Consider the following 12,391-nt stretch of genomic DNA (forward strand, 5'->3'; position numbering starts at 1 on the left):
CACGAACAACATTTGCTTGCATAGCACCGGTTCCTATTGTCAGATGCGACGACGCCGAGAGGTCCGGCACACATGCTTGGCGATGGTTGGGCCGAGAGGGAGAACCTGTTCAGGTTCCCAATGACCTGTCGAGGCGATCCGTTGCAGTATCGCCTGGATAGCTGGTAGTCGGATGTCGGTTTGTTGGGTCGATTTCTCAACCTTAGATCGAACCCGCAGCGCCAGTATTTCTGCCACAACCAATCGCGTCATCGTAGGCGGCAACCGGATTGACGCCGTCCCAGACCAGTTCGTTCATCGGCACGTCATCGTCATAGGCGATGATCAGTACGCCGGGCGGGAAGATTCCGCTTGTCACCACCTCCACCCGTGGGACCACTCGATAGCTGACGTACATATCTCCCCTTCACCGTCTTGGCGGTGCTTGCACGCTCTTGGGCGCTTGTTGAGAAGAATACCTTTCATCCGACCTGAGCAGCATACGCATTTCGGGTTAGGGGAATTCACTGAGTAAGATTTACGTCAGAAAGTCAACTTCCGGCGTTAGAATCCTTCCTCTAAATTTTCGCAGCAGACCACCATCGACGTGAGAGGCAGTGAGGCACAAAACTATCAGGGAGACACGAATGCTGAGTCCGCATGAATTTGCAACGCTGAAGGTGGTCAACGATGCGCCTGAACAAATCGAGTTGGACCGTGCGGACCTTCACGCCCTGCTGGAACGTCACTATGTAACCGTGGAACTTCTGGCTTCTGGGCGGCAGCTACCTCGCGTCACGCCGCACGGCCATTCATTCCTGCAAGCCGTTGCGCGAATTCGCTGATTGCGGACCCGCGAAGCTGACGCAGCCAGCGCGTCGGATTCCCGGCAGACCGAACTTGATGCCAGCCAGTCCCCCGCCGACGCACGCCGTGGTGTCGGTATCGTGACCGAATAGGATCGCGGTTGGACGACATCTTCGAACGACGTTTCCTGCATTGCCATGTGCGTAGACCAGACCGCATCGATGCAGTATCCGGATCCGCGTGGCTAATCAGGTTTCGGGAAGCTGCGCAGCACATCCACTCCATGCAGAAAAACCTTGCGCTCTCGTTCACCAGGCCAGTCTTGGTAAATCTCGTCAAGACCGCGGTCTGCCCATGACCACGGATCGGGAAGCTTGCATAAGTAGCCCCTTGCGACCAAACAGTAGACGCACAGACCGCCAGTGACCGGGGATAGGCGTGAGTAGGCCGTGACTGAAGGCGAGCATCTCGGACCAGTTCTTCGTCGCTGCCGGTATGCCACATTGCAAGCGGCAAGGTGGCGGGTTCTGTGTGAGACCCTCGGCAGCAGTCGAAAGCAAAAAGCGGCGAACCCTGTTGGGAGCGCGGCTTTTCAAATAAATGGTGGCGAATCCGGGATTCAGACCACGGTCTACGCGCCGGCTAATCGGTAGTCGAGTGAAATATAGCGCACCTTTAACTCCGACTAATTCCGGCTTCATACAGCTTTTCGGGTCCGAGCGGCGTGGCGTTCCGTCTAGGTGACAACTGTATAAATATACAGTACTCTGGTGACAGGACTTGCCAATGCTCACCGTCGCCCCTGAAACCATCCATCCGTCACTTTGGGTCGCCTCACAACTGGCCCGGGACAACGCGCGCACCGCCTCGACGGGCTATACCGCGCTGGACAAGGAGTTGCCGGGCGGAGGATGGCCCATCGGCAGCCAGGTGGAACTCTTACTGCAGCAACCTGGCATCGGCGAACTCCGGCTGCTGCGCCCCACGCTCGTGGCCCGATCTGGACGTCCGATCGTGCTCCTGGCGCCGCCGCACGCCCCACAAGCCCTTTCATTGGTGAGCTGGGGAATATCGCCGGAGCGGCTGCTGTGGATTGATGCGCAACGGACTGCCGATGTCCTTTGGGCGGCCGAGCAGACCTTGCGGGCCGGGACTTGTGGCGCCTTGATTCTCTGGCAGTCCCACCTTCGCAACGACGCGCTACGGCGCCTGCACCTGGCCGCACAAACCTCGGACACGCTCTTCTTCGTGGTGCGCCCCGCTGCGTGCGCGCGGGATGCCTCGCCGTCACCGTTGCGCCTGGCCCTCGAGCCTGCCGTCGGCGGCGTCACCGTCAACTTCGTCAAGCGCCGCGGGCCGCAGCAAGAGACCCCTCTGCTCGTCGCGCTGGAACCGTCCCCCATTTTGTTGTATCGCCATGCTGCGCCTGTGGATCTGCCTACGCCTGCCGTCGCTCCCTCTCGAAGTCTTCCGGCCGACCTGGTCCACCACTGAACTGGCCGTTGCCGTCCTCGACAAGGAACGGGTCCATCTCGCTACGCCCCTGGCCCTGGCTGCGGGCGTCAAGCCGGGCATGCGCCGCGGCGGCGTGCAAACCATCGCGCCAGCCGCCATCCTGTTTGATCGCGATGCCGGCAAGGAAGAGGACGCACTGGCGAGAGTCACCATGGCGACGCTGCAGTTTTCGCCGAATGTCGCCGCTGCAGATGAAGCTGCGGTCCTGATCGACGTCAGCACCACGCTACGACTCTTCGGTGGCCCGCGCAAACTCCGCCGACGGATCATGGGGACCGTCCAGACGATGGGCTTCAGCACGATGGTCGGCAGCGCCCCGACGGCGCAGGGAGCGTGGCTGCTGGCGCGCACCGGCGGTGGCACCGCCTTGACTACGGCGTCGTTGCAACGCAGGATGGCCGGCCTGCCGATTCACGCCTTGCCCGCCGCGCGCAAGTTTGCCGACTGGTTCGAAGGCCTGGGCTGCCTGACGCTGGAGGACCTGCGCCGCCTGCCTCGCGCCGGTCTGCAGCGCCGCTGCGGCGCTGACTTCCTGGATGCCCTGGATCGCGCCTACGGGGAGGCCCCGGAAATCTTCGAGTGGGTCGAAGCTCCCCCAGCATTCGATGCGACGGTGGATCTGCCGGATCGCATCGAGAATGCCGAACAGACGCTGGCGTATGTTCGCGGCCTGTTGGTGCAGATGGTGGGTTGGTTGACCGCCCGGCACCTGGCCATCAAGCGGTTCCATGTGGCATTGCGCCACGAGCGCGGCCGCGCGGCCATCCCGCCGACGACGATCGAGATTGCGCTCGCCGAGCCCAACTGGCATGAGGAACATCTGATCCGCATCCTCAAGGAGCGGCTCGCCCTCGTTGTCGTCGAAGCCCCGATGATCGCCGTGGCCGTGTCCGCGATCGACACGGAGCCCATGGCACCGCCCACGGAGTCCCTCTTCCCGGAACCCGGCGGGACGCATGCCGATCACGCCCGGCTACTCGAGCTGCTCAGCGCGCGCCTCGGCGCCGACAGGGTTCGCCAGCCCTGCTTGCAGGCAGACTACCGCCCCGAGGTGGCCAACGCATGGCGACCGGCCACCGAGAAGCCTGCACGCGTGTCCCTGCCGGCAGCCCTGCCTCGACCAACCTGGCTGTTGGGCAAGCCGGTCCCGCTCATCGAGCGGGATCACCGGCCGTTCTACGGTTCGCCCCTGCATATCGTTTCGCCACCCGAGCGCATCGAAGCCGGCTGGTGGGGCGGCCAAGTGGTCACGCGCGATTACTTCGTGGCGCAAGGTAAGGACCACACCTGCTACTGGATCTTCCAGGAGCGGATGGGCAGCCGCGAAGGCGACGAATCGCGGTGGTACCTCCATGGTCTCTTCGGATAACCGCCATGGGCGAGATTCTCGCAACAGGCCTGCCCGACTATGCGGAACTGCATTGCCTGTCCAACTTCTCCTTTCTCACGGGTGCGTCCCGTCCGGAAGAGCTGGCGGAGCGCGCGGCGCAGTTGGGCTACCATGCGCTCGCGATCACGGACGAATGCTCGCTGGCTGGGATCGTGCGCGCGCATACGGAAGCGAAGAAGGCCGGCATGCGCCTGGTCGTGGGGGCCTCCTTCCACCTGCAGAATGCCGACGGCTCCCCTGCCCTGTCCGTTGTGGCCCTGGCTCGCAACCGGGAAGGCTACGGCAACCTCTGCGAGCTGATCACGCTGGCCCGCATGCGCGCCGCCAAGGGTTCGTATGTCCTGACGCCACGCGATCTCGCCGCGCCAGAGGCGCCCCACCAGCACCTCAAGGGCCTGCCCGACTGCCTCATCATCTTCACGCCGGATTACGGTGCCCCGGCGGACAGGCTGGACCTCCAGGCTGCGTGGGTGAGCGCGACCTTTGCCGGACGGGCCTGGATGGGGCTGAACCTGCTGTACCGTCCGCTGGACGACATCCATCGTGGCACCGTCGAGGCGGCGGCGGCCCGCCACCATCTGCGCGTCGTGGCCACCGGCTGCGTCACCATGCACGTGCGCTCGCGCAAACCGATGCTCGACGTGCTGACGGCGATCCGTGTTGGCCGTCCTGTTCCGGAGTGCGGCTACGACCTGGCACCGAATGCCGAGCAGCATCTGCGCTCGCGCCTGCGACTGGCCAACATCTACCCGCACCGCTACCTGACCGAAGCGGTCCACATCGCCAATCTCTGCCAATTCTCCCTGGATGAGTTGCGATACGAATACCCTGACGAGGTGGTTCCGGACGGCACCACACCGGCCGATTACCTGCGCACCGAAACCTATGCGGGGGCCCACCGCCGCTTCCCGGCTGGCATCCCACTTGCCGTGCAGCAGCAGATCGAGCATGAACTCGCGCTCGTCCGGGACATGGATTATGAGCGGTACTTTTTGACGGTGAGCGATATCGTGCGCTTTGCGCGCTCGAACGGGATCCTCTGTCAGGGTCGCGGCTCGGCGGCCAATTCCGCGATCTGCTACTGCCTGGGCATCACGGAGGTCGACCCCGCACGCGGTAATCTCCTGTTCGAGCGCTTCATTTCCAAGGAGCGCGGTGAGCCACCGGACATCGACGTCGACTTCGAGCACCAGCGACGCGAGGAGGTCATCCAGTACCTGTATCGCAAGTACGGGCGAGACCGGGCCGCGCTTGCCGCCGCGGTGACGACTTATCGCCCGCGCAGCGCCCTGCGCGACACCGGCAAGGCGCTCGGCGTCGATCCTGCGATTGTGGATCTGGTGGCCAAGTCGCATCACTGGTTCGACGGGAAAGCGGACCTGCTGAAGCGCTTCGCTGAAAGCGGCGTGGATGCGGAAGCCGAGTTGTCCCAACGATGGGCGCACATGGCCGTCTCGTTGTTGGGTTTCCCCCGCCACCTGTCGCAGCACACGGGCGGCTTCGTGTTGGCGCGAGGCAAGCTCTCGCGCCTCGTGCCCATCGAAAACGCCGCGATGGCAGACCGGAGCGTGATCCAGTGGGACAAGGACGATCTGGACGCCTTGGGTCTGCTCAAAGTCGACGTCCTGGCGCTCGGCATGCTGTCCGCCGTGCGACGCGCGCTCGACCTCGTTGCGGAACAGCGCGGCGAGGCCTTCGAGCTGCAGGACATTCCGGCGGAAGACCATGCAACTTACGAGATGATCTGCCGTGCCGATACCGTTGGCGTGTTCCAGATCGAGTCGCGTGCGCAGATGTCGATGCTGCCCCGCCTGCAGCCGCGCACGTTCTACGACCTGGTCATCGAGGTGGCGATCGTGCGACCCGGACCCGTCCAGGGCGGCATGGTGCACCCTTACCTGCGCCGGCGACAGGGCTTCGAGCCAGTCACCTATCCGAGTGCCGCGATGGAAAAAGCGCTGTCGCGCACGCTCGGCGTGCCGATCTTCCAGGAGCAGGTGATGCAGGTGGCCATGCTGGCCGCCGGCTTCTCGGCCGGGGAAGCCGACCAGCTACGGCGCGCTATGGCCGCGTGGAAGCGCAAGGGTGGCATCGACAAGTACTACGATCGGATCGTCTCGGGCATGCTCGAGCGCGGCTACGATCGCGAGTTTGCCGAAAGCATCTTCCGGCAGATCCAGGGGTTTGGTGAGTACGGCTTCCCGGAAAGCCATGCAGCCAGCTTTGCGCTGCTCGTCTACGCCAGCGCCTGGCTGAAATGCCATGAGCCCGAAGCCTTTCTCTGTGCGATGCTGAACAGTCAGCCCATGGGCTTCTACACGCCCTCGCAGCTGGTGCAGGATGCCAAGCGCCACGGCGTTACCGTATTGCCTGCCGATGTGGCGGTGAGCGGTTGGGATTCCGCACTCGAACCCTTCCACGCAGGCTCACGGCCGGCGGTGCGATTGGGCCTGTCCCTCCTACGCGGCATGCGTCGCGAGGCCGCGCAGCGCATCGAGGAGGCCCGCGCGATACGGCCGTTCGCCAGCACGGCAGAGCTGGCGCGTCGCGCCGCACTCGATCGGCACGACCTGCAGGTGCTGGCCAGCGGCAATGCGCTGGCGTCGATCACGGGCGGGCGCCGTCAAGCCCTGTGGCAGGCCGCCGCAGCGGTACCGGACAAGGACATGCTGCGTGCCACCGAGCTGGCCGAGGAGTCCGCCGAATTGGTGCCGGCAACCGAGGGCGAGGAGATCGTTGGCGACTACCGGGCGATGGGCCTGACACTGCGTCGCCACCCGCTTGCCTTGCTGCGCCCGATGCTATCCGCTCGACGTTTCGTGTCCGCCGCAGAGCTGGCGCAATACCAGCCGCGGCAAACCGCTCGTGCCGCAGGCCTGGTCACCGTGCGACAGCGCCCGAGCACCTCGAATGGCGTCATCTTCATGACGCTGGAGGATGAGACCGGTGTGGTCAACGTGATTGTCTGGCCAGGGGTCTTCGAACGCTTCCGCAAAGAAGTCCTCGGGGCGAGGATGGCCGGCATCTATGGTCAGTGGCAATGCGAGGGCGAGGTCCGTCACCTCATCGCTCAGCGCGTGGTGGATCTCTCGTCGATGCTCGGCCGGCTCGATACGGCCAGCCGGAATTTTTGCTGACAACGCAGTACCCTGCGGATGTTCCGGGGACGCCCAAGTGTCGTGATCGTGCATTGAAAAGCACCTTGATCCCTTGCATACTGTCTCGCAACGGAACCTACCGGACGGCAGTACCGCTTGGCCTATCGTGACGGGGGCGATTGGATGCTAGCTGATAGCGAAGTGCCGCAATACCCGAGGGGCGACCTGCGACGCATGCTTGCAGTCCTCGCCGCGATCGACGAGATCCCCGACGCGACCCTGGTCAAGGTGGCGGCGCGGAGCGGCATCGACAAGAAGACGGTGACAATGTTGGTTCGGCAAGCGGCTGAGCAGGCAGCGGTTCGTATCGAGAAGCTCGGTCCCGTTTATCGATTGACCGATTGGGGGCCGGTGCTCAAGAAGTCCGGTGCCAAAATAGCCTTGACTGGTGCGCTAGCCGCGCCAACGACGCAGCCATGACGGATCTCACGCGAAGGGGGCTGTGAACGCTTCGAGGGTCGCTGATCACTTTGCCAGGCCGTCAACATGCTGCGTTGAAGCGATCGCGCCGGGAGATTGGCGTCAATATCCATTGGCGATTCATGTCTCACGGGATGGGCGCTGGGCCGGCATAGTGGCGGTGTCCAAGCGGCCCGGCATCTCGAAATGTATCGTCTCCATAACGCGGCAACCGAGAACCGTCGACGTCATCATCTGGCGCGGCGCCGAACTGGCGACTTCGGTTCAAGCAGTCCGATCTGAATGACGGGAAGCCTGAAACTCTGCGATGAATTGGATCGCCTGTTCGCATTGTTCCAGCGACAATGCATGAATGCTTGGCGTTGCGACGGCCATACCAAGCGACGCAATGACCCATTTCATGGCTTTGCCGCGAGCCGCGAAAGCATTGACGCCGTCGCGCCGCATCTTTGCCGCGACCAAAGGCTCAAGCGCATCGTGCAGCTGGCTTTTGCGCTCGCGCAACGCCGCGTTGGCCAGTCGACCGAGGGGCGCGTTGTGCTTGCTGCGTGCCCGCACGCCGATCCAGGCCTGGCAGGCGGTGCAAATCCACACAGGTCCGTGATCTTCGAGATAAGGATACGTTTCATCGCCCGCGCGTGCCAAATTCGCCTTGGCGCCGCAGTCATCGCATACCGGCTGGGGAAGCACAGGAATTGGGCGGCCAACGCGCATGGTCTGACCTCTGCAGCGCAAGTTGAGAAGTGAGGAATTTTACGGGATGCGCTCGACGCTACGCGGCCAGACGGTGCTCGTAGAAGGGACGGCTGCGCTCTTCGAGAACGGCATCGAGTGCCGCTAAATTCTTCGGATCTGGGTGCAACCATGCGTCGACGCTTTCGCGCTGGATCGGAACGACGCATCGGTCGTGACCAGCGGCAGCCACTTCGGCCGGCGGTTCATCAGTGATTGCGGCGAACGAATAGAGGTCGGCTTCGCCCTCCCCTCCTTTTGTGCAGGACCACAGGCAGGCCACCAGCATGTCCTGCTGCGGCTCCGGACGGAACTCCAGAACCACGTTCTCTTCAACCTCGCCCGGCGCAAGATCGCGATGCTCCATCTTATGGCGCGCGACGTTCTCGTAGAAGGCATTGACGATCACGATGCCGTGCTTGTAGCCGTAGAGCTGGCGCCAGGCCTTCTTCAGATTGTCGCGTCGCGCATTGTAGGTCCCGGGCTTCTGCCGTTCCATTGCCGCAGTCCAGCCTGGCAGGCGGCATTGATAGCGCATCGGAATGACGGTGAACTGGCCATCCTCAACGACGAGCACGGGCGCGTAGTGTCCTGGAAATATCCGCGAATCGCGAGGCAGCAACTCTGTGCGCTGCAGGTCGGCGAGGTTGCGCTGGGCGCGAGAAGTTTTGTCGGTGGCGATGCGCTGGTCGTTCTCCGCCTTCTTCGTCGGCTTGGTGGCCAGCGTGCGCTCGGCAGTCGTCAGACGCGTCTTCTGCTGGAACAGCTCTGCCTCAAAGACGCCAGCCTGCTCTTGTTCTGCTGCGGCGATCAGGTCCGCAATGGCACACTCACCCTCGTTGGTCGGCGCCTCGAATGCCGCACGCATGGCCCTGGGTAGCTTCGACCAGCCTCCATCACGTCGCTTTTCCCAGAAAAGATCGATAAAGCGCTCAAGGCTGATGAGTGCGCCGAAGTCGCGCACGTACTTGCGGTAGCTGGCCTGGATCTGCGCCGAATAGCACATGTTGGTTTCCTCCAGTAATCCTGTAGCGGCTCGGGATGCTGCCCTCCCCCAATTCTACGGTCATCCGAATCAATGCAGCAAAAAGCGGCGTCTGTTGCACGCGGCTTGTCGGACGCCGCCGGATAGCGGAGTGGTCGCGAAGCGCCGACGCTGACAGCATTCAGAGACAAGTTAGGAGATGAACATGCCAGGCAAGAACATCCACGTCGTACCCGCTGGCGACGGCTGGGCGATTGAGCATGAGGGCGGCGGCCAGCGCCAGGAATTTAAGCGGCAGGAAGACGCGATCGCGGCTGGCACGGCGAAAGCGCAGCAGGAACAGGTCGAATTGCTGATCCACGGCCGGGACGGGCAGATTCGGGAGCGCAATTCCTTCGGCCACGATCCGCGCGACATCAAGGGCTAGCCGGCGTGCGGCTGACAAGGGACCGTTCATTCGATGGCCACAACCCACGCGAGGCGCAGAACCAAGCGCGGCGAGACGGAGCCATCGCCGCCGCTTGAGCGCTATGAGAAGAAGCGCGATTTCAGCATCACCCCTGAGCCAGCGGGACGGAAAGCGCGGCGAAAGAAGCCAGCACGCTTGAGCTTCGTCATCCAGAAGCATTGGGCTCGCCGACTGCACTACGACTTTCGGTTGGAGCTCGATGGCGTGCTGCTCAGCTGGGCCGTGCCAAAGGGACCGAGCTACGATCCTGCGGAAAAACGTATCGCCATCCATGTCGAAGACCACCCGCTCGACTATGCCGCATTCGAAGGCGAAATCCCGCCCAAGCAATACGGCGCCGGATCGGTGATTGTTTGGGACCGCGGCACCTGGGTACCGGTCGGCGATCCCCGCGAAGGCATGGCCGCGGGCAAGCTACTCTTCGATCTCCACGGCGAAAAGCTTGCCGGCCGCTGGGAACTGGTGCGCATCGCCAAGCCCGGCGACAAATCCGAGCAGTGGATCCTGTTCAAGAAACGCGACGCGTGGGCGCGCACGTTGTCGGAATTCGATGTGCTGACGGCGCTGCCGGACAGCGTCATCGCCAAGCCCTTGGGCGCGCTCAATGCAGAGGATGGCGACAAGGAATCTGTCGCGGTCCTCGACGAGGATCCCGCCACCGCCGTCAAGCGCGCGCCCCGTGCCCCGCTGCCCGCAAAGCTCGCCCCGCAACTGGCCACGCTGTCGCCAACACTTCCCGCCGGCACCGGCTGGATCATCGAGAACAAGTTCGACGGCTACCGGATCCTGGCCAGGATCTCCGACGCCGGGGTCACGCTCTTTACCCGAAATGGGCATGACTGGACCCGGAAGCTGGCTTCGCTGGCGGCGGAGATCGAGAAGCTGGACATCTCGGAAGGCTGGCTGGACGGCGAGATTGTCGTGCTGCGCGACGGCGTGCCGGATTTCAACGCCTTGCAGAATGCCATTGACGGCCATCGCAATGACGCCATCGTCTACTTCGCCTTCGACCTGCCCTACTTGGAAGGCCGCGATCTGCGCAGCTTGCCGCTGGTGCAGCGCCGGGCCCAACTGGCCGCGCTGGTCGCGGAGCGCACGGAGCGCGTTCGCTTCAGCGAAGCCTTCGACGCGCCGGCGACCCAGATGTTTCAGGCGGCGTGCCAGCTCGGCCTGGAAGGCTTGATGTTCAAGCGCGCAGATTCGCCCTATGTCTCGGCACGTACGCAGAGCTGGCTGAAGGCGAAGTGCAAGCTGCGTCAGGAGTTCGTCATTGGTGGCTATTCCGATCGCGAAGGCTCCCGTACTGAGGTCGGCAGACTCTATCTTGGCGTCTACGCCGACGGCGAACTGCGTTACACCGGCGGCGTCGGTACGGGCTGGGACAGCGCCGCGGCGACGGACCTGCGCAAGCGGCTCGTGAAACTGCAAGTGGACAAAAGCCCATTTTCGACGGAAGCCCGAGCGAGCCGTCGATGGGGAGGCCGCCGCGCCACCGCTGTGCAATGGGTTAAGCCGACGCTGGTCGCCGAAGTGGAATTCTCCGAGTGGACGCCCGAAGGCCATGTTCGCCACGCCTCGTTCAAGGGCCTGCGCACCGACCATGCCGCGAAGTCGATCCGGCGCGAAGCGGTTCAGACCGCCGTGACACCCCACGGCATGGCCGCGATCAAGGTCACGAATCCCGAACGCGTGATCGACAAGACCGAGGGCATCACCAAAGTCGAACTGGTGCGCTACTACGAGAGCATCGCGATGCTGATGCTGCCCCATCTGAAGGACCGCCCGCTATCGCTGGTGCGCGCCCCGGAGGGCATCGATGCCCCGACGTTCTTCCAAAAGCATGCCGAAACCGCGATGCCGGGGCTGACCGAGCGGCCGGCGTCCCTATGGCCGGGACATGCCGCGCTGCTGACGGCCGACTCGGCCGAAGCGATTGTCGCGGCCGCCCAGATGAATGTGGTGGAGTTTCACACCTGGAACTCCACTGCCCGCGACATCGACCATCCTGACCGGGTCATCTTCGACCTCGATCCCGGCGCAGGCGTCGCTTGGGAGACGATGCTCGAGGCCGCCATGTTGGTGCACGCGCTGCTGGACGAACTGGGCCTGCAGTCGTGGCTGAAGACGAGCGGCGGCAAGGGGCTACACGTCGTCGTGCCGCTGGCACCGCAGCATTCCTACGATGAGGTGAAAGCCTTCTCGCGGGCTGCAGTTCAGCATCTGGCCGCCACCCTGCCCCAGCGCTTCACCGCACGTTCCGGCGCCACCAACCGCAAGGGAAAGATCTTCGTCGACTACCTGCGCAATGGCTTCTCGCAAACCACCGCCGCCGCGTTCTCAGCGCGTGCCCGGCCCGGACTTGGGGTCTCAATGCCTGTGTCGTGGGAGCAGTTGCCGAAACTCAAGAGTGGCGGGCAATGGACGATCCGGGATGCCCGTGAATATCTGAGCTTCCAGGTCGCGGACCCATGGTCGTCCTATTGGGAAACCCCACAGATGTTGACCGACGCGATCGAACGGCTAAGTTAAGCCACGGCGCATCCAGAGCGGCGTACCGTCAATGACGTGGCGCTTTTTTCATGATTGCCAGGGAGCCCAATTTGAATGAATGTCCAAAAAAGGCACCAGAGAGCCAACTTTCGGAAACAGGGTGCGCCTCATGGTGGCCGGTCTACCAAGTTGCGAGACTAACCGCTGGTTCTTCCGGATGATGCCGATCTCTTCGTCACTGATGGCCAATAGCTCGCTCACGGTTTTGGCGATCGCGCCCCGTAACGACCTCGCGCATTTGCGCACGACGAAGCGGTGCAAGCTGCGCTCGCAAAATGGCAGTCCTTTGTTACCCGGATATCCCTGAATGATCACCAATTTGCCTGATCAGGAGTCTGTCGAATGCATAACCGCGACTGCGCCTGGCGCAAGGTGACCACCCTTAA

The 12,391-nt window shown here is 63.3% G+C and carries 10 protein-coding genes; 7 read left to right on the top strand and 3 right to left on the bottom strand.

The window, feature by feature from the left end; genetic code table 11:
- Positions 1-202: 202 nt before the first annotated feature.
- Positions 203-397, bottom strand: a complete 195-nt coding sequence (locus tag MKD50_RS29050) for a hypothetical protein (RefSeq protein ID WP_116311481.1) — start codon at positions 395-397, stop codon at positions 203-205.
- Between the two features lie 229 nt (positions 398-626).
- Between MKD50_RS29050 and MKD50_RS29055 the strand changes: the two genes are divergently transcribed.
- The 5 genes from MKD50_RS29055 to MKD50_RS29075 all read left to right on the top strand — a co-directional run bounded on the left by MKD50_RS29055 (position 627) and on the right by MKD50_RS29075 (position 7,269).
- Positions 627-824 (top strand): hypothetical protein, encoded by a 198-nt coding sequence (locus MKD50_RS29055; RefSeq protein ID WP_012354477.1) that lies wholly within the window; start codon positions 627-629, stop codon positions 822-824.
- Between the two features lie 748 nt (positions 825-1,572).
- The gene (imuA, locus tag MKD50_RS29060) at positions 1,573-2,280 is read left to right on the top strand and encodes a translesion DNA synthesis-associated protein ImuA (protein WP_012354476.1); all 708 of its coding nucleotides are present in this window, start codon (positions 1,573-1,575) and stop codon (positions 2,278-2,280) included.
- The gene (locus MKD50_RS29065) at positions 2,204-3,670 is read left to right on the top strand and encodes a Y-family DNA polymerase (RefSeq protein ID WP_012354475.1); all 1,467 of its coding nucleotides are present in this window, start codon (positions 2,204-2,206) and stop codon (positions 3,668-3,670) included. Before imuA ends, MKD50_RS29065 begins: the two co-directional genes overlap by 77 nt.
- Before the next feature lie 5 nt (positions 3,671-3,675).
- Positions 3,676-6,828 (top strand): error-prone DNA polymerase, encoded by a 3,153-nt coding sequence (locus tag MKD50_RS29070; protein ID WP_012354474.1) that lies wholly within the window; start codon positions 3,676-3,678, stop codon positions 6,826-6,828.
- 195 nt (positions 6,829-7,023) lie between these two features.
- Complete coding sequence (locus tag MKD50_RS29075; protein WP_018003846.1) at positions 7,024-7,269, top strand: hypothetical protein; 246 nt, start codon at positions 7,024-7,026, stop codon at positions 7,267-7,269.
- A gap of 264 nt (positions 7,270-7,533) precedes the next feature.
- On the opposite strand, the gene MKD50_RS29080 is transcribed toward MKD50_RS29075, so the two are convergent.
- The gene (locus tag MKD50_RS29080; protein ID WP_012354472.1) at positions 7,534-7,983 is read right to left on the bottom strand and encodes a zinc-finger-containing protein; all 450 of its coding nucleotides are present in this window, start codon (positions 7,981-7,983) and stop codon (positions 7,534-7,536) included.
- Between the two features lie 58 nt (positions 7,984-8,041).
- Positions 8,042-9,007 carry an SOS response-associated peptidase family protein gene (locus tag MKD50_RS29085; RefSeq protein ID WP_012354471.1) on the bottom strand — a complete coding sequence of 322 codons (966 nt, stop codon included), beginning with the start codon at positions 9,005-9,007 and terminating at the stop codon, positions 8,042-8,044.
- Between the two features lie 184 nt (positions 9,008-9,191).
- On the opposite strand from MKD50_RS29085, the gene MKD50_RS29090 reads away from it, so the two are divergent.
- Positions 9,192-9,413, top strand: a complete 222-nt coding sequence (locus MKD50_RS29090) for a DUF2188 domain-containing protein (RefSeq protein WP_018003845.1) — start codon at positions 9,192-9,194, stop codon at positions 9,411-9,413.
- Between the two features lie 33 nt (positions 9,414-9,446).
- Positions 9,447-11,984 (top strand): DNA ligase D, encoded by a 2,538-nt coding sequence (gene ligD, locus MKD50_RS29095; RefSeq protein WP_012354470.1) that lies wholly within the window; start codon positions 9,447-9,449, stop codon positions 11,982-11,984.
- The last annotated feature ends 407 nt before the right edge of the window (positions 11,985-12,391 follow it).

The organism is Cupriavidus mimosae, assembly GCF_023952485.1.
GTDB classification, from domain to species: Bacteria; Pseudomonadota; Gammaproteobacteria; order Burkholderiales; family Burkholderiaceae; genus Cupriavidus; species Cupriavidus taiwanensis_C.